Genomic DNA, 17,755 nt, shown 5'->3' on the forward strand with positions numbered 1-17,755 from the left:
CATACGCGGATGGTGCTGCTGGGTGCGGGATTTTTGGGTGCCGGCCAGCGCATGGCGCCCGATCTCGGAAAGAATAGGTCATGTCGCGGCGAGCCCTCTACCTGTCTTCGTCTGTCCTGCTGGCCTTGCTCTTGATCGCCTGGCTGGCGTGGTGGAGTCGGCGCCCGCCCGAGGCGTCTTCCATCGTCGCCAGCAAGTCCCCGCTGGTGCGCACCTTGCAGTTTTCCGCCCGTGTGGCCACGTTGTCGCGGGTCGACGTGGGCAGCACCTTGACCACCCGGGTGCGCGAGGTTCTGGTGAACGAGGGCGCACCGGTGGAGGTCGGCGATGTCCTCGTCCGGCTTGAGAGTGAGGAACTGAAAGCCGCCCTGGCCCAGGCCGAGGCCAACGAACGGCAGGCGCAGGCTCGGCTCAGCGGGCTGCGCAGCACCGGCCGACTGGCCGTGCAGGCCAGCATGACGCAGGCGGAGTCCGTGCTGGTGGCCGCCCGCGCCGAACTGCAGCGCACGCAGGACCTGGTGAGCCAGGGCTTCCTGAGCCAGTCCCGCCTGGACGAAGCCCGCCGCGCGGTGGACGTGGCGCAGGCACAGGTGTCTGCCGCACGCGCACAACGCGACGCCAACGCCGACAGCGGCACCGATGTGGCACAGGCACAGGCGCAACTGGCGCTCGCGTCCGCGGCCCGGCGTTCGGCGCAGGTGCGCCTGAAGGAGACCGACATCAGCGCACCCGCGAAGGGCAAAGTCCTCTCGCGCTCGGTCGAACCGGGACAGATCGTTCAGCCAGGCCGAGCCTTGATGACACTGGCGCTGTCCGGTCCGCTGCAACTGGTGGCGCAGGTGGACGAGCGGTACCTGGAACAGCTCGCCCCCGGCCAGCCGGCCCAGGTGCTGGCCGACGCCTATCCCGCACAGGCCTTTCAGGCCCGGGTGCTGTCGATCGCCCCGGTGGTCGACTCGCAACGCGGGGCCATCGAGGTCAAATTTTCCCTGCCGGCGGCCGCACCCGACTTTCTGCGCGAGGACATGACCGTGTCCATCGAGGTCGAGACCGCGCGTCGCGAACAGGCGCTGGTGGTGCCCGTGAGCGCCCTGCGGAGCGAGGCGAACGCCGAACCGACCGTGTGGGTGGAACGCGATGGACGCGTGGAGGAACGCCGGGTGCGGCTGGGCTTGCGCACCCTGGCATGGGCCGAGGTGCTCGAGGGCCTGAACGAAGGTGACGCGGTGCTGTTCGGACCGGCCCCCGGCCCGGGTGCCCGGGTGCGTGCCGTGGCCGGTGCGCCGGTGGCTTCCGCGCAGGCGCCGGCCCGGGAAGACGCGGGCGCCGTGATGACCAATGCCGTGGGGCGCTGAGGCCGCTGCATGCTGCTCGGATTTGAAAGCCTGGTCGCCATCCGCTTCCTGCGCGAAGGAAGAATGCAGTCCCTGCTCATCATCGTGGGTGTGGCCGCGGGTGTGGCGGTGGTGGCCTACATCTCGGCCCTGATCACCGGCCTGCAGCGCAACACGATCGAGAAGACGCTGGGCGCACAGGCCCATGTCACGGTGAGCCCGCTGGATGAGCGGGTGCTGGTGGCAGCCACGCCGCCCGGTGCAGGCGCCAGCAAGCTGGAGCAGACCCAGGCCCGCGCGCAACGCCCGCGTTCCATCGACAACTGGCGACTCCTGCTGGCCGAACTGGAGGCCATGCCGCAGGTCGCCGCGGTGTCGCCCATGGTGTCGGCGGCGGGCCTTGCCGTGCGTGGAGAGGCCTCCAGGGCGATCGCGCTGATGGGTGTCGAACTCGAGCGGTACGACCGCATCGTGAAGCTGCGGTCCAAGGTCGTGGCCGGGACCGCGCGGCTCGAGCCGGGAGAAGGCCTCATCGGGCTCGAACTGGCGCAGGACCTGGGCGTGCAGGTGGGCGACCGGATCGGCATCGTGGCCAACGGCGTCGAGGATGCCTTGCGGATCACCGCCCTGGTGGACCTCGGGGTGAAGGACCTCAACCGGCGCACCGTGATCGTGCCCTTGCGCACGGCGCAGAGCCTGGTGGGACTGCCCGGCAGCGCCACCGGCCTGGATCTTGCGCTGCACGACATCTGGGCGGCCCAGGACCTGGCGGGCGGGTTGTCCGCGCGCTGGCCCTACAAGACCGAGAGCTGGCAGCAGGCGAATGCGCAACTGGTGTCGGCGCTGAACGCGCAATCGGTCAGCACCTCGGTCATTCGCGGCGTCGTGATGATCGTGGTGGTGCTGGGCATCGCCAGCGTGCTGGTCGTGTCGGTCGTGCAGAAGCAGCGGGAGATCGGCATCCTGCGCGCCATGGGCGCCACCAGGGCCCAGGTGCTGCGAGTCTTCCTGCTGCAAGGCCTCATCGTGGGCGCCCTGGGATCGGCGCTGGGCGTGTTGCTGGCAGTGGTCTTGATCTGGCTCTTCACCCATTTCGTTCGCGGATCGGACGGCCTGCCGCTGTTCAACATCACGCTCGATGCCGGGCTGGCGCTGCGCATCGCGGCCCTGGCCACCGTGTGTGGCTTGCTCGCCTCTGTCGCGCCCGCGCGTCGCGCCTCCCGGCTGGACCCGGCGCAGGTCATCCGGCTATGACCGCACCGCCCGCCGCCCCCCGTTCACCTGCGCTGCTGGAACTCACCGCGGTCTGCAAGCGCTACAACGTGGGCCAGCCCAACGAGGCCGAGGTGCTGCACGGGGTGTCGTTCAACATCGCCCCAGGTGAGATGGTCGCCCTCATCGGACCCTCCGGATCGGGCAAGAGCACATTGCTGAACATCCTGGGCCTGCTCGAGCGCACGACCTCGGGCAGCTACCGGATCGAAGGCCAGGAGATGGTGGGCATCGACGACGAGGCGCTGACGCTGCAACGCCGCACCAAGCTGGGTTTCGTGTTCCAGTTCCACCACCTGCTGCCGGCGTTCACCGCACTGGAGAACGTGACCTTGCCGGCCCTGATGCGGGAGGGGCGGGTCACGTCCCGGCAGCTGGGGCGCGCACGCGCCATGCTGGATGCCGTCGGCCTGGGCCACGCCATGGACAAACGCCCAGGGGAGCTGTCCGGTGGCATGCAGCAACGCGTGGCCATTGCACGGGCCATGGTGCTGGAGCCGCCGATGGTGCTGGCCGACGAGCCCACGGGCAACCTGGACACCGCCTCATCGGACGAGGTGTTCGCCCTGATGCGCCGCATGCACGCGGAACGGAACACCTCGTTCCTGGTGGTCACCCACGACCCACGCCTGGCCGCGCGCTGCGATCGGGTACTGGAACTGGTGGACGGCCGGCTGGTGAGGGACCAGGTGTCTGACCCTGCAAGCGGGTCGTCGGCTGGCTAGCACGCCAGGATGGCCACCCACTGCACCGAGGCGGACACCTCGAAGCAGCACATCGAATACGGCGGGCCTGGTTCAGCTGGCGAGCAGACGATCGACCAAGGCTTCGCATTCCTTGGTGATCGGATGGGCAAACCAGTTCATGCCGTTGCGCTCCGGATCACCCGAGTACAAGCGCTCGTAAAGCCCCGCCCGCGATCCGATTCTTTGCTTTGCTCATGTCAGGCCTGTGCCTCCCGGTAGAAGCCCAGCGCCCGCATCGTGGGTTCGTCGCACACCTCCAGGAAGCGCGCCGGCTGGTCCGCCACGATCTCGTGCGCGCACCAGCACGGCACGGCCATCACGTCGCCCGCGTTCCAGTGGATCTCGGTCTCGCCCATGCGCATGGTGCCGCTGCCCTTGATCACGGCCAGCACACGGCTGGCGGTGCTGCGCACCACCGAGCGGCGCGAGCCGGCTTCCATGTCGAGCAGGCTGATGTCCAGCGTCTTGATGTGCGGCTGCACGGGCAGCTTGAGCAGCTTCACACCCTGCCGGGCCTCCAGCGCCGCCAGTTGCGGCTCGGTCTTGGCCGGCGGGAAATAGAAGGCGTGATCCTCGGGCTCCTCGCGGACTTCCTGGGTTTTTCCCGGCAGTTCGGAGAACAGCATGGGCTCGAGTGCGTGGACCAGGGGCACGTCCAGCACATCGATCCAGTAGGCGTTGGCGTTCCCTTCGTTGAAGTGGCTGTGGTAGCAGCCACCCGGCGTGAGCAGCACGTCCCCGGTGTGCATGGGCAGCTTCACACCGTCGACCACGGTGAAGCAGCCAGGGCCGGCGTCCAGAATCAGGCGCAGGGCATTGGGCGTGTGCTCATGGGCCCGGGCGTGTTCGCCCGGCTTGATCATCTGGTAGGCCACCACCATGGTCCTGAGGGTGGAATAGTCGTTGTCGCCCACCGGGTTGAACAGCAGCAGGTTGCGCCGCTCGGCCAGTTCGGTGCCGATCCAGCGCCCGGCCTGGTCCAGCGCTGCCTTGCCCGTCTCGTAACGCCAGTGCAAGGGCCGGAATTCGGTGCGCGGCTCTTTCCAGAGCGACGGGCGCTTCTTGTGCCAGCCGGCCGTCATCCGGCTGGCGGCGAGGGCCGGGTACAGGTCGTCCAGGCCGCTGGCGTTCTCGATCTGCTGCTGCAGCGCTTCCATGTGCGGTCTCCTCACGCTGCGCGAACAAATTCGTAGGGTTTCTCGAACACCCCGTTGCGCCCCAGCGAGCCCTGCACCACCGGCAGGGACATGCGCCCCACGTTGGCCACCTCGATGGTCACCACGTCGCCCGGCAGCACCCGGCCGACACCGGCCGGCGTGCCCGTGGCGATGATGTCCCCCGGATACAGCGTGGAAGCCGACGAGGCCACGGCCACCATTTCCCGGATGCCGACGATCAGGTCGCGGGTGTTGGCCTGCTGCCGGAGTTCGTCGTTGACCCACAGCTTCATGTCCATGTTCGAGGGGTCCGGCACCTCGTCGGCGGTCACGATCCAGGGACCCACCGGCGTGAAGGTGTCGTAGGACTTGCGGAACACCCGCTCCTCCTTGCCGCGAATGGTCATGTCCATCAGGCAGGCGTAACCGAAGATGCAGTCCAGCGCGTCGGCTTCGGAGACCTGCCGGCAGGTCTTGCCGATGATCAGGGCGATCTCGCACTCGTGGTGGATTTCTCGCCCGGGCAAATCAGGCAGCTCGATGCGATCAGACGCCCCGATGAGGGAGGCGTTCGACTTCAGGAAATACCCCTGCACGCTGGCCAGGCCTCGGCTGGCCATTTCCTTGGCGTGGTCGTGGTAATTGACGGGGAAGGCCATCAGCTTGTTGGGCCAGGGCACCGGGGTCTCCAGGCGAACCGTCTCCAGCGGCACCCCCGCCTGCGCCAACAGCCGCTGCGACAGCTCGGACCGCAGGGTCGGGTAGTCGCGGATCAGGCGGTTGATGCCCACAGGCGGCCATTCACCGACCGAGGACTGGCACAGGTCGCTGACGTCGACCACCTTGCGGCCGTCGGTGATCCCCACCAGCCCGCCGTCGTATCGCACAAACTTCATGTTGTCTCTCTCAAATAGATTGGCCACCACATCTGGTCGCGAAGCAGGAGTAGACCTGCTGGCTTTCTCGAAAAGAAGACACAAAGCGAGAAAGCCAGCATCTCAAAAACAGAACGCGACGGATGCGGCGCGCCTCCGGATCAGACCGGCGCCGTGTTCGCGTCGTAGCTGTAGAGCCAGTCGTAACGGGCGAAGATGGGTTCGGAACTCCACTCGCGCTGCAGGTACTTTTCTGCCGACTCCTCCGTCGCCAGCTCCGGGCTGTGGAAGCGCTCGGTGTTGGCCGTGGCGCCGCGCACCATGCGGCTGGTGCGGTCGATGCGCGCCGCCTCGTAGCGCGCCAGCGCGCCCGCCACATCCGCCGTGTCCACGCCTTCCAGGCAGCGCGACAGCACCATGCCGTCCTCGATCGAGTGCACCGCGCCTTGCGCCAGGAAGGGCAGCGTGGCGTGCGCCGCATCGCCCAGCAGGGAGATGCGGCCCTGGGTCCAGCGCGGGATCGGGTCGCGCTGCATCAGGGCCCACTTGATCAGACGCGGGCTGCGCTTGATCATGGTCTGCACATCCTCGTGCCAGCCGGCGAAGTCGTTCAGGCATTCCTCTGCGGTGCCCGGGGCCGCCCCTTCGGGCACGTCCCAGGTCTTGCCTTCGATGGTGGCCACGAAGTTCATGATCTTGGAACGGTGCAGGGGGTAGCACACCGCGTGGCCGCCGGGGCCGATCCAGGTCGAGCCCACCGACACCTGCATGTGTTCGGGCAGCTCTTCCATGGGGATCAGGCCGCGCCAGGCCACCATGCCGGAGAACTCCGGATCGCAGGGGCCCCACAAGGTGTTGCGCACCACCGAACGGACGCCGTCGGCGCCGATCAGCGCGTCGCCGGTGACACGGGGGCCGTCGCGCAGCACCAGCGTGGCCGACTGCCCGTCCTGCTCGCACCCGGCCACACCGCAGCCCAGGTGGATGGCGTCGGGCTTGAGCTCGCGCACGCGGTCGGCCAGCGACTGGTGCAGGTCGGGCCGGTACACCGTCAGGTACGGGTAGCCGTAGTTCTCGATCACCGCCTTGCCCAGGCTCAGCATGGGCCAGGGCTTGCCGGTGTTCCACAGGCGGAACTCCTTGCGCACCGGGTCGCACGACAGCTCCTTGAGGCGCTTGAACACGCCCAGGGCGTCCAGCACCTTGTTGCCGTTGGGGCTGATCTGGATGCCCGCCCCCACTTCCTTGAGCTCGGGTGCCTGTTCGTACACCTCGACGTCGATGCCGCGCTGCAGCAGGGCCACCGCTGCGGACAGACCACCGATGCCACCGCCTGCAATCAATACCTTCATGTCTTTTCTCCTGGGATGTGCGTTGCGAGCAAGACGCTCACTGCTTGATCTGCGCCTTGCGGATGACGTCCGCCCACATGTCGATCTCGGCGTGGAAGAACGACCGGAACTCGTCCAGGCCCATGTCGGACGAGGTGGCTCCGCGGGCCTTGAGGTACTCGCGGGTCTGGCTGGACTGCATCACCTCGCGCACCGCTTCGTTGAGCTGCTTGAGGATGTGCGGCGGCACGCCGCTGCGCGCGAAGATGCCGAACCAGGTGACGGGCTTGAAGTTGCCGAAGCCCGCTTCGGCCGATGTGGGGACGGAGGGCAGCGTGTCCTGCCGGGCGTCGCTGGTGACCAGCAGGCCCTTGAGCTTGCCCGACTGGATGTGGGGAGCCAGGTTGGCCGAATCCAGGAAAATGACCGGCGCCTCGCCCTTGAGCGCGGCCAGGATGGCCGGTGCCGCGCCGCGGTACGGCACCTGCGGCAGCTGCACCCCTGCCTGGATCGCGAACAGGTCGGTCACCAGACCGGTCGAGGTGCCCGCCCCTGCAGCGTTCCACTGGCTGCCCGGCTGCTTGAGCAGCGACACCAGTTCCTTGGCCGTGCCGGCGCTGACATCGGGATGCACCGCCAGCACGAACGGCAGCCGCATGAACTGGGCGATCGGCGCGACGTCGGTCTTGGGGTTGTAGCGGGCCTGCTCCTTGTGCAGCGTCGGGTTGATGGCCGAAGCCGGGGTGTCGGTCAGCAGGGTGTAGCCGTCGGCCGGCGCCGACAGCAGGGCGTTCATGGCGATCATGCCCATGCCCCCGGTGCGGTTCTCCACCATCACCGGCTGTCCCAGCCGCTTGCTCAGGCCGTCGGCCACCAGGCGCGTGGTGGCATCCACCATGCTGCCGGGTGCGTAGGGCGTGACGATGCGGATGGTGCGCTCGGGATAGCTGCCCTGCGCCCAGGCGCCGCCCAGCCCGCAGGCGGCCAGCAGCCCCAGGGCCAGCTTGCGCAGATGGTGACGACGTGTCGATGTGCTTGGTGTCATTGGTGTCTCCAGTGGGTTCACTTGTTGGTTCACGGTTGCGCGCTGCGCAGCATGTCGAAGGCCCGCATCACCGGCTCGTCGCTCACGCGGATCAGGTGGGTGTCGGCCGCCACCGTGTGGCTGAACGGTTGCCAGGCGGGCACCACGAACACGTCGCCGCGGCGCCATGCCAGCTCCTGGTCGCCCACCCGGCTGCGCCCCTCCCCCTCCAGCACCGTGTAGATGGCGTTGGCGGTGCTGCGGTGCGTGCGGGAGACAAACCCCTTGCCCATGCGCTGCGCGTGCACGGCCATGGTCTTGAGCGCCGGCGAGCCCAGCTCCACTTCCCGCTGGGCCACGCCGGAGGCGGTCTCGGGCGCGGCGTCCAGGCGCTGCATCGAGGTCTCCCAGCGCAGCGCCAGGTCGCACTCGTCCACGTTGCGCACGTCCTTCTCCAGCTTGTCGGGGTGGCGCTCGAAGAACATCGGCTCCAGCAGGTGCACCAGGGGCACGTCGAGCACGTCGATCCAGAAGCACTCGTCCGGCCCCAGGCTCTCGTGCGAGTGCCAGTTCCAGCTGGGCGTGAGCAGCACGTCACCCGGGCGCATCTCGACGCGGGTGCCGTTGACCGTGGTGTAGCTGCCGCGCCCTTCCAGGATGATCCGCAGCGCGTTGGGCGTGTGCCGGTGCGAATCGGCGCACTCCCCCGGCTTGATCGACTGGTAGGCCGCCACCATGGTGCGCACCGTGGCGTACAGGTTGCCCTCGACCGGGTTGGTCATGGTCAGGTTGCGCCGGTCCGCCATGCGGTGGTCCACCAGGTGGCCCGCCTCATCGAGGATCGGCCGCACATCGGCGTAGTGCCAGACGTGCGGCAGGAAGTTCTTGCGTGGTTCGGGCCAGAGGGCGGGTGACTTGCGGTGCCAGCCACCCTCCATGTTCCTGGCGTAGATCGACGCGTGCAGTGCATCCAGGTCAGACATGGCCGCTCACCTCTGCTTGATGATGTCGGGCGTGTAGGGCTTGTCGAACACGGGCGTGGCGCCCTCGGTGCCCTGCACCACCTTCACGTTCATCTCGCCCAGTCCGTCGATCGTGATGCGCACCACGTCGCCGGCGCGGATCTGCCCCACCCCGGCCGGGGTGCCGGTGGCGATGATGTCGCCGGGGTAGAGCGTCATCACGGCCGAGGCCATCTCCACCATGCCGGGAATGTCCAGCACCAGGTCGCGCGTGTTGGCGTGCTGGCGCAGCTCGCCGTTGACCCACAGCTTCATCTCGAGCTGGGTCGGATCGGCCACCTCGTCGGCCGTCACGATCCAGGGGCCCACCGGACAGAAGGTGTCGTAGGCCTTGCGGAACACGCGCTCCTCGCGGCCGCGCACCACCATGTCCATCAGGCAGGCGTAGCCGAACACGTGCTCGCGCCAGTCTTCGCGGCGGATGCCACGGCCGCCCTTGCCGATCACGATGCCCAGCTCGGCTTCGTGGTGCACTTCGCGGCTGGGCACATTGGGCAGTACCACCGGCTCGCCGGCACCCGACAGGGACGAGTTGGGCTTGAGGAAGAAACCCTGGTGGTCGGCACGGTAGCCGGCCTGCATCTCGCGCCCGTGGTCGTGGTAGTTCACGGGGTAGGCAATGACCTTGTTGGGCCAGGGAATCGGCGTGCGCAGTGTCACGTCGCGCACCGCCACGCGGGGCAGCCCCGGCAGCGCGGCTTCGATGCGCGGACGCCAGGCGTCGAATTCCGCCACCAGGCGGGTGGGACCCACCGGGGGCCATTCGGCGGTGTCGACGCCCAGCAGGTCGGTGATGTCCACCAGGTGCTCGTCGTCGACCACCACGGCGATGCGGTTGTCGTTGAAACGGGTGATTTTCATGGTCAGTCCAGTCGTTCAGGGCGAAGGGAAAATGCGGCGCTCAGGACTTCAGCCCGAAGACGAAGCGCGCGTTCTCGGAGAAGATCTTTTGCTTGTCGTCGGCGCTGAGCCATTCGAAGCTCTCGATCACCGGACGGATGTCGTCGCGCTGGCGGCCCGTCGCCGGATCGATGGTGGAACCCACCCCGGGGCACTCGGAACCGAACAGGCAGCGGTCGGCGCCCACCGTTTTGATGAGCAGGCGCAGCGCCTCTTCGCTGTACAGCACGGTGTCGTAGTAGATGTTGCGCATGCCGTCCAGGAAGTTGGTACCGCGGCGGCCGGCGCTCGACTGGAAGCGGCCGATCTGGTAGGGGATCGCGCCGCCGCCGTGCGAGCAGACCACCTTGAGCGTCGGGAAGTCCTTGAACACGTCCGACTGCACCAGGTTGTAGACCGCCACGGTTTCTTCGTTGATGAAGTTCAGCGTGTAGGGCGAACGCTCCGAGTGGGAGCCGGTGGAGTGGATGTGCATGGGCACGTCCAGCTCGCACAGCTTTTCGTACAGGGGGTACCAGTAGCGATCGCCCATCGACGGCGGCTCGACGCCGCTGTTCTCGTAAGGATCGGGGTTGACCAGCGCGCCCCGGAAGCCCATCTTCACGCAGCGCTCCAGTTCCGGCAGCACGTTCTCCACCGGCTCGCCGGCCGCCTGCGGGAGCCCCGCCACCGGCACGAAGCGGTTGGGGATGAGCTGCGCCGTGCGCGCGATGATGTTGTTGGTCTCTTCGATGAACCAGTGCACCAGCTTGGCCGGCTTGGCGCTGTGCATCATCTGGAAGGGCCGAGGCGAGAGCATCTGCAGGTCGATGCCGAACGCGTCCATCATGTCGAGGTGGCCCTTGGGCGCCATTTCTTTTTTGTTGGCGCTGGCCAGGATCTCTTCGTCGGTGATCTCGGGCATGCGCCGGCCGTGCGCACCCCGGTGCGACAGCAGGTTGGCTTTGTAGACCCACAGCGTGGGGGGTGGGCTGACGTGACCGTGGCAATCAATGATCATGGTGTTCAGTCGGAGTGAGGGTTGAGAAGAAGAAAGCGGGGGCGGCATCAGTCCCAGGCGGTGAACGCCAGGCCGATGCCGGTGCCGACGGCGGTGCGGTAGACCGGGATGTATTCCTCGTACCGGCATTGCAGGTGGGTCGTGGCGCCGGCCATGGCGATCCAGTTGCGGATCTCGGACGAGCCCGAGCACAGGGATTCCTGGGTCACCTGGGTCAGCGTCTGCACGTCGTGCGTGCGGATCGCCTGGAGCAGCTTGCGGTCGAAGGCCTCTTCGCACAGGAAGTGGCTCAGGCCACCCGAGGCGATCACCGCCACCTTGGCGTCGATGGGCGAGGCCGCCAGCGCGTGCGCGATGTGCGAACCGAACTCGAAGCAGCGCGCCGCCGTGGGGTTGTTGGGCGGGAAGTAGGTGTTGATGAGCACCGGCAGCATGGGCACGCGCAGGCGCTTCATCAGACGCTGGTAGATGAAGCCGTAGGCATGGCCGAAGGCGCGCTGCCCGGGGTTGGGCACGGCGTTGGCGGTGGCCACATCCACGCCCAGACGGATCAGGCCGCGGATCAGGTCGTCCGCCAGCTGCGGCGCACCGGGGAAGCGCCGCGGCATGTCCATGCCGTACCCGGCCCAGAACGCCTTGTCGGCCCAGCTCAGGCGCGGGTGCGGCAGCGGCATTTCCTTCATCACCACCTCGGGGCCGCGGTAGACGGAGATGGCGGGCATGTTGTCGAAGCCGAACAGTTCGTCCTGGTCGTCGCCGATCACCAGCACCACGTCCGGCTGGGCATCGAAGAGGCGCGCCTCCAGCACGTCCAGCGCGGACTCGGCCTGGCGGGCCAGGTCGGGGAAGCGCGCGGCGTCGCTCTGCTCGCGGAACGGTTCACCGCGCTCGGCCAGCAACTGGTCGTACGAGCACTTGCGGCCGTCCAGGGTGTAGAGGGCGGTCTGGCGCCGGTCGTCCTGCGCACGTTGCTCCCAGCGGTCGCCGTCGAGTACGAGGATCGGGCTGTGCGAGGTGCCGATGCCCAGCGTGATGCGTGCCATGTGTCAGTCTCCTTGGCGTTGGGGGGTCGAGCCAGGGCTCAGAAGTTGTAGAGCTCGAGCGTGCGTTCGCCCGCGGCGATGCGCTTGAGCACATCGGCCTCCTTGGCCTCGCGCTGCTCGGCCGCCTGCACCACCCCGGCCGCGCGCTCGCGCCCGATGACGACCACGCCATCGCGGTCGCCCAGCACCAGGTCGCCGGCGTGCACGGTGATGTCGCCCAGCAGCACCGGGTGGTTGACCCAGCCGCGCGCCAGGTGGTCCTTGCCGGTGCCGCGGATGCACAGCCCGGTCGCAAAGACCGGGAAGCCGATGCGCTCGAGCAGGTCGATGTCGCGCACGCCACCGGCGATCACCAGACCGCCCAGTCCGCGCACCTGCGCGGCGGTGGACATGATCTCGCCCCAGTAGCCGTAGTCGTGCACCTCGTTGGCGTAGACCACCAGCACGTCACCGGGCTTGGCCACGTACAGCGCGCGGTGGATCCACAGGTTGTCGCCGCCGGGCGAATGGACCGTCACGGCCGGGCCGCACAGCTTCATGGACGGGTGCACCGGCTTGATGGCCGGCGGCAGGGCCCCCACGCGACCACCGGCCTCGTGCACGGTGGCGCTGGGCAGGGCCCGGGCGCGCGCGATCAGGCCCGGGTCGACGCGCTCGATCCCGTGGCGGATGGTCGGGAACTGCAGGGCCGGATCGTTCGCCGAGGACTCGCTCATGCGCCCTCCCGCGTCTGCAGCTGGTGGTAGCCCATGGCCTTGCGCGCCTCGCGCAGCGGGGTGCCGGCGCGCACCGCCTGGCGGATGGCTTCCTCGGCGTTGTGGATCGCCTCGGCCGTGTCCAGCACGTGGTCTTCGTGCTCCTTCGGGATCACGACCACGCCGTCGGCGTCGCCGCGCACGATGTCGCCGGGGGCCACGCGGGCGCCGCCGATGTTCACGGGCACCTGGGTCGCCTCGACCTGCACGCGGTCCTTGCCGGTGCGCATGTAGTTGTCGCGGCTGAAGACCGGATAACCCAGTTCCAGGCACAGCGACACGTCGCGGTTGACGCCGTCGATCACCGTGCCGGCGATGCGGCGGTTGTGCGCCACCTCGGTCAGGATGTCGCCCCAGACGGTGGCGTTGTCCACGCCGCCGTTGTCCAGCACGATGACCGAGCCTTCGGGCACGTCATCGATGTAGTCGCCCACCGTGCCCGAAGGCTTGCCGGCGGGGCCGTACAGCAGCGTCCAGGCGCGGCCGGCCATGCGGAATTCTGTCGAACGCGGCTTGATGCGGTGGCACTGTCCGTTGATGCCGCACTTGTCGAGTGCGTCGCTGAGGGTGGCGGTGTCCAGGCGCGCGGCGCGCTCCACATTCTTGTCAGTCATGGCTTTCCTCTTAGGCGGCCTCGGGCCGCAACATGAATTCGTAATCCCGGCCCATCACCTCGGTGACCGGGCGCCCGGCCAGCAGGTCCTTGGCCATGCCGGCCTCGCGGCCGGCGATGCGCTCGGCGGCGGCGATCACTTCGGCCGCGCGGGCCGCCGGGATGAACACCACACCGCTGCCGTCGGCGATCACCAGATCGCCGGGGTTGACGGTGACGCCACCGATGCACACCGGTCCGTTGACCTCGGCTTCTTCCACGCGTCCGCGCGCGGTGCGCGCGGTCAGGCTGCGGCAGTAGATGGGCAACTCGTAGGCGCGCGCTTCGTCGATGTCGCGCACCGGGCCGTCGGCCACCACGCCAGCGATGCCCTTGACCTTGGCGCCCAGCGACAGGATGCCGCCCCAGCTGCCCGCGTCGATGCCGGTACGTTGCTCGACCACGATCACCTCGCCCGCGGCGGCGAGCTCGATGGCGGTGGTGCCCAGGTGGCGCACCGGACCGTCGGATTTGGGCGCCTGGCCCGCGGGCACGAGGCGGTAGGTGACCACGCGGCCGACCAGCTTGTGGGTGGTGGACTGCTGGGCCAGTCCGGTGGCGACCTGCTGGTCGATGCCCAGCCTGTCCAGCGCGTCGGACACCGCGCAGGCGTCCAGGTGGCGCAGGCGCGGCACAAGTTCTTGGTTCATCGTTGAAGACTCCTTGAAGCGAAGCGGGGGTTCAGTGGCGGGTGCGCGGATCGAGCGCGTCGCGCAGGGCGTCGCCCAGCAGGCTGAACGAGAAGACGGTGAGGCTGATGGCCAGGCCGGGGAACAGGATCACCCAGGGCGCGGAGGTCAGGGTCTCCACGCTCACGCCCGAGAGCATCAGCCCCCAGGCGGGCGTGGGTTCGCTCACGCCGACGCCCAGGAAGGACAGCGAGGCCTCCAGCAGGATGGTCTGGGCGGTGAAGGCGCTGACCATCACCAGCCAGGGCGAGACCAGGTTGGGCAGCATGTGGCGCACGATGATGCGCAGGTGCGAGAAGCCCAGCGCGCGGGCGGCGTCGATGTAGGGCGAGACCCGCACCCCCATGGCGGCGGTGCGCATCACGCGGGCCATCACCGGGATGTAGGGCAGGATGATCGCCAGCATCAGGTTGAGGTCCACGCCGGCCACCATGTTCTTGCCCAGCACGGCCACCACCACCAGCGCGGCCACGATCAGGGGTATCGACAGCAGCACGTCGTTGGCCCGCTGCAGCAGCGCGTCGATGCGGCCACCGAAGTAGGCCGAGGCCGTGCCGACGGCGGCGCCGATCAGCGACCCGATGAGGGCGGTGGAGATGCCCAGCAGCAAGGCCGGCCGGGTGCCGTGCAGGATGCGCGAGAACACGTCGCGGCCGTAGTTGTCGGTGCCGAACCAGTGCTCGGCGCTGGGCGGTTGCAGCACCGCGTCAAAGCGCGCATCGAGCGGGCTGAACGGCGCCAGCTGCGGGGCAAAGGAGCCCGCAACCAGCATCACCGCGATGAGCACCAGGGCGATGACGCCCAGGGGCTGGGTCCTGGCAAAACGTGCGAAGGCCTTGAAAGTGGGTGAGCCAGACATGGGTGTGTGGACCAGTTCGGTGGACGGAAGGACGGAGACGTTCGACATCAGTGGATGCGGATGCGGGGGTCGAGGGCGGCCTGCAGCAGGTCCACCAGGAAGCCCACGCAGACGTAGATCAGCGCGAACAGCATCACCAGGCCCTGGATGAGCGCCAGGTCGCTGAAGCTGATGGCCTGCATCAGCAGCCGGCCGATGCCGTTGATGTTGAACACCTGCTCGGTGACCACCAGGCCACCCAGCAGCCCGGCGAACTCGATGCCGATGACGGTGATCGTGGGCAGCATGGCGTTGGCCAGCGCGTGGCGCAGCACCACGCGGGCCGGGCTCACGCCCTTGGCGTGGGCGGTGCGCACATAGTCCTGCGACAGCACTTCGATCAGCGAGGAGCGCAGCAGGCGCGCGTTGACCGAGGACAGGCGCCAGCCCACCACCACGGCCGGCACCAGGATCTGGGCCAGGTGCTCCCAGGGCCGCTCGCTGAAGGGCACGGTCTCGATGGGCGGGATCCAGCCCACCGTGGCCAGCAGCGCCAGCAGCACCAGCATGGCCAGCCAGAAGCTGGGCACCGATTGCCCGGTGACCGTGCACACCCGCACGCACTGGTCCAGCCAGGTGCCGCGGCTCAGTGCCCCGACCACCCCCAGGGGAATGGCCAGCACCAGGCCGATCACCAGCGCGGAGATGGCCAGCTTGATCGTCACGGAGAAGCGGCTGCCGATCTCGTTGGTCACGGGGTTCTCGCTCCAGATGGAGACGCCCAGGTCCATTCGGGTGAGCCCGGTGATCCAGCGCACGTACTGCGTGGCCAGCGGCTGGTCGAAACCGAACCGCGCCTTCTGCGCCTGCAGCTGTTCGGCGGTGATGACACCGCCTTCGCTCGTGTACTTGAACTCGACCGGGTCCCCCGGCAGCACGCGCAGCAGGAAAAAGATCAGCGTGGCGACCGCCCAGAGCGTGAACACCAGTTGCAGGGCGCGACGAAACAGGAACTTCAACATGTCGGGTACCTCACGCCAGCTTCAGACAGGCGACCAGCCGGCCGGGGGCCACGGGCCGCAATTCGGGAACGGTGCGGGCGCACTCATCGGTGGCCATCGAGCAGCGCGTTCTGAACGCACAGCCCGAGGGCGGCGACAGCGGGCTCGGCGGTTCGCCCCGGATCGCCTGCGCCTGGACGGTGCCCATGCCGATCTGCTCGGTGCTGGGCACGGCGGCCATGAGCACCTGGGCGTAGGGGTGCAGCGGTTGCGCGTAGAAGCTGTCGCGGTCGGCCACCTCGACGATCCGGCCCAGGTACATCACCACCACCTTGGTGGCGATCTGGCGCACCACGGCCAGGTCGTGGCCGATGAACAGGTAGGCCAGGTTCATGCGCTCCTGCAGGTCGGCCAGCAGATTGACGACCTGGGCCTGCACCGACACATCCAGGGCCGAGACGGCCTCGTCGCAGACGATGAACTCGGGCCGCATGGCCAGGGCACGTGCGATCGCCACGCGCTGGCGCTGGCCACCGGAGAGCTGGTGCGGATAGCGCTCGGCGTGCTCCGCCCGCAGCCCGACCTCCTGCAGCAGCCGCACGGCCTCGGCTCTGGCCTCTGCGCGGCTGGCGACGATGCCATGCACCAGCATGGGCTCGGTCAGGATGCTGCCGATGCGCTGGCGCGGGTTGAGCGAGGAATACGGGTCCTGGAACACGACCTGGGTGTGCCGGCGGAACGCGCGCAGGGCGCGGTCGCCGCGGTGGGTGATGTCTTCACCGCGGAAACGCACCTGCCCGCCCGAGGGCTCGTCCAGGCGCAGCAGCAGCCGGCCCAGGGTCGATTTGCCACACCCCGACTCGCCCACCACGCCGATGGTCTCGCCGGGCCGGATGGACAGGCTCACGTCGCGCAGCGCCTGGACCTGGCGCTGCGCACCGAACAGACCCTTCTTGAGGGCGAAGGTCTTCTGCAGGCCGGACACCTCGACCAGCACGTCGCCGTCGCGCACGGCCGGTGCCACCGCGGGCAACTCGGCCAGACCCGTGGTCCAGCGGATGCGGCCGGCGGCCATGTCATCGGCGCGCACGCAGGCGGACATGGTGCCCACGTCGGTCAGCCGGGCGGCCGAGGCCTGCGCGCAGGCGGGCAGTGCGTGCATGCAGCGCGGCGCGAACGGGCAACCCGGGGGCAGATCGGTGGGGCTGGGCGGCGTGCCCTCGATGCCCGCCAGGCGGCGACCCAGCGGGCCCTCCAGGGTGGACACCGATGCCAGCAGGCCGGCGGTGTAGAGGTGGCGCGGGCTCTGGAACAGCGGGCGGCAGGCGCCCTGCTCCATCACGCGGCCGCCGTACATCACCAGCACCCGGTCGGCGTAGCGCGCGACCACGCCCAGGTTGTGGGTGATGATCACCAGCGCGATCTGCAGGCGGTGGCACAGGTCCTGCATCAGATCGAGGATCTGGGCCTGGATGGTGACGTCCAGCGCCGTGGTCGGCTCGTCGGCGATCAGCACCTTGGGGTGGCACGACAGGCCGATGGCGATCATCACGCGCTGGCGCATGCCGCCCGAGAACTGGTGCGGGTACTGGTCGATGCGGGTGGAGGCATCGGGAATGCCCACCAGACCCAGCAGCTCCAGGGCCCGCTCGCGCGCGGCGGCCGGCGTCAGGCCCAGGTGGATGCGCAGTGGCTCGGTGAGCTGCTCGCCCACGGTCATCACCGGGTTGAGCGCCATCATCGGGTCCTGGAAGATCATCCCGATGCCTTTGCCCCGCAGGGCCCGCATGTCGGCGCGGCTCAGACCCAGCAGGTCAACACCGTCGAAGGCCATGCGGTCGGCCGTCACCTTCGCGTTGTCGGCCAGCAGCCGCATGATGGCCAGCGAGCTGACCGACTTGCCGGAACCCGACTCACCGACGATGGCCAGGATCTCGCCCGGATAGACGTCGTAGCTCAGTCCGCGCACGGCCTGGACATCGCCCCCCTCCGTCGTGAAGCGCACGTTCATGTTGCGCACCGACAGCACAGGCGTGTCCGATGCGGCGGGCCGCTCGCCCGCGCTGACCGCGGTGCGGTCTTCGGCAAGTTCGTTCAGCATGGCAGGCACCGGGGT

17 protein-coding genes are annotated in these 17,755 nt (G+C 68.6%); 3 read left to right on the forward strand and 14 right to left on the reverse strand.

The genetic code is table 11. From position 1 onward, the window contains the following. The first annotated feature begins 80 nt into the window (after window positions 1-80). From DD542_RS14855 to DD542_RS14865, 3 genes are read left to right on the forward strand one after another with little or no spacing between them, the layout of a single operon-like run. On the forward strand, window positions 81-1,355 hold the full coding sequence (locus DD542_RS14855; RefSeq protein ID WP_127806173.1) for an efflux RND transporter periplasmic adaptor subunit: 1,275 nt from the start codon (window positions 81-83) through the stop codon (window positions 1,353-1,355). A gap of 9 nt (window positions 1,356-1,364) precedes the next feature. Next, window positions 1,365-2,588, forward strand: coding sequence for an FtsX-like permease family protein (locus tag DD542_RS14860; RefSeq protein WP_127806174.1), 1,224 nt, complete (start codon window positions 1,365-1,367; stop codon window positions 2,586-2,588). Continuing rightward, window positions 2,585-3,331 carry an ABC transporter ATP-binding protein gene (locus DD542_RS14865; protein WP_127806175.1) on the forward strand — a complete coding sequence of 249 codons (747 nt, stop codon included), beginning with the start codon at window positions 2,585-2,587 and terminating at the stop codon, window positions 3,329-3,331. The genes DD542_RS14860 and DD542_RS14865 overlap by 4 nt, the downstream gene beginning before the upstream one ends. A gap of 218 nt (window positions 3,332-3,549) precedes the next feature. On the opposite strand, the gene DD542_RS14870 is transcribed toward DD542_RS14865, so the two are convergent. The 14 genes from DD542_RS14870 to DD542_RS14935 form a co-directional block, all read right to left on the reverse strand. Then, the gene (locus DD542_RS14870; protein WP_127806176.1) at window positions 3,550-4,509 is read right to left on the reverse strand and encodes a cupin domain-containing protein; all 960 of its coding nucleotides are present in this window, start codon (window positions 4,507-4,509) and stop codon (window positions 3,550-3,552) included. An 11-nt stretch (window positions 4,510-4,520) separates the two neighbouring features. Further along, complete coding sequence (locus DD542_RS14875; protein ID WP_127806177.1) at window positions 4,521-5,405, reverse strand: fumarylacetoacetate hydrolase family protein; 885 nt, start codon at window positions 5,403-5,405, stop codon at window positions 4,521-4,523. Window positions 5,406-5,545: 140 nt separating this feature from the next. Then, the gene (locus tag DD542_RS14880; protein WP_127806178.1) at window positions 5,546-6,736 is read right to left on the reverse strand and encodes an FAD-dependent monooxygenase; all 1,191 of its coding nucleotides are present in this window, start codon (window positions 6,734-6,736) and stop codon (window positions 5,546-5,548) included. 37 nt (window positions 6,737-6,773) lie between these two features. Next, the gene (locus DD542_RS14885; protein ID WP_127806179.1) at window positions 6,774-7,760 is read right to left on the reverse strand and encodes a tripartite tricarboxylate transporter substrate binding protein; all 987 of its coding nucleotides are present in this window, start codon (window positions 7,758-7,760) and stop codon (window positions 6,774-6,776) included. A gap of 29 nt (window positions 7,761-7,789) precedes the next feature. After that, window positions 7,790-8,722, reverse strand: coding sequence for a cupin domain-containing protein (locus DD542_RS14890; protein WP_127806180.1), 933 nt, complete (start codon window positions 8,720-8,722; stop codon window positions 7,790-7,792). A 6-nt stretch (window positions 8,723-8,728) separates the two neighbouring features. Then, window positions 8,729-9,622, reverse strand: a complete 894-nt coding sequence (locus tag DD542_RS14895) for a fumarylacetoacetate hydrolase family protein (RefSeq protein ID WP_066151661.1) — start codon at window positions 9,620-9,622, stop codon at window positions 8,729-8,731. 40 nt (window positions 9,623-9,662) lie between these two features. Continuing rightward, window positions 9,663-10,661, reverse strand: coding sequence for an amidohydrolase family protein (locus DD542_RS14900; protein ID WP_066151663.1), 999 nt, complete (start codon window positions 10,659-10,661; stop codon window positions 9,663-9,665). Between the two features lie 47 nt (window positions 10,662-10,708). Continuing rightward, the gene (locus DD542_RS14905; protein ID WP_127806181.1) at window positions 10,709-11,704 is read right to left on the reverse strand and encodes a hypothetical protein; all 996 of its coding nucleotides are present in this window, start codon (window positions 11,702-11,704) and stop codon (window positions 10,709-10,711) included. Between the two features lie 38 nt (window positions 11,705-11,742). Continuing rightward, window positions 11,743-12,420, reverse strand: a complete 678-nt coding sequence (locus tag DD542_RS14910) for a 4-carboxy-4-hydroxy-2-oxoadipate aldolase/oxaloacetate decarboxylase (RefSeq protein WP_127806182.1) — start codon at window positions 12,418-12,420, stop codon at window positions 11,743-11,745. Then, a complete protein-coding gene (locus DD542_RS14915) occupies window positions 12,417-13,073 on the reverse strand; it encodes an RraA family protein (protein ID WP_127806183.1) in 657 nt (218 codons plus the stop codon). Before DD542_RS14915 ends, DD542_RS14910 begins: the two co-directional genes overlap by 4 nt. A 10-nt stretch (window positions 13,074-13,083) precedes the next feature. Beyond that, window positions 13,084-13,761, reverse strand: a complete 678-nt coding sequence (locus DD542_RS14920) for an RraA family protein (protein WP_127806184.1) — start codon at window positions 13,759-13,761, stop codon at window positions 13,084-13,086. 31 nt (window positions 13,762-13,792) lie between these two features. Then, window positions 13,793-14,707, reverse strand: a complete 915-nt coding sequence (locus tag DD542_RS14925; protein WP_206610675.1) for an ABC transporter permease — start codon at window positions 14,705-14,707, stop codon at window positions 13,793-13,795. After that, a complete protein-coding gene (locus tag DD542_RS14930) occupies window positions 14,707-15,660 on the reverse strand; it encodes an ABC transporter permease (protein ID WP_127806185.1) in 954 nt (317 codons plus the stop codon). Before DD542_RS14930 ends, DD542_RS14925 begins: the two co-directional genes overlap by 1 nt. A 10-nt stretch (window positions 15,661-15,670) precedes the next feature. Beyond that, window positions 15,671-17,740, reverse strand: coding sequence for an ABC transporter ATP-binding protein (locus DD542_RS14935; protein ID WP_127806186.1), 2,070 nt, complete (start codon window positions 17,738-17,740; stop codon window positions 15,671-15,673). Window positions 17,741-17,755 lie beyond the last annotated feature (15 nt).

This window comes from Hydrogenophaga sp. NH-16 (assembly GCF_004006415.1).
Lineage (GTDB): Bacteria > Pseudomonadota > Gammaproteobacteria > Burkholderiales > Burkholderiaceae_C > Hydrogenophaga > Hydrogenophaga pseudoflava.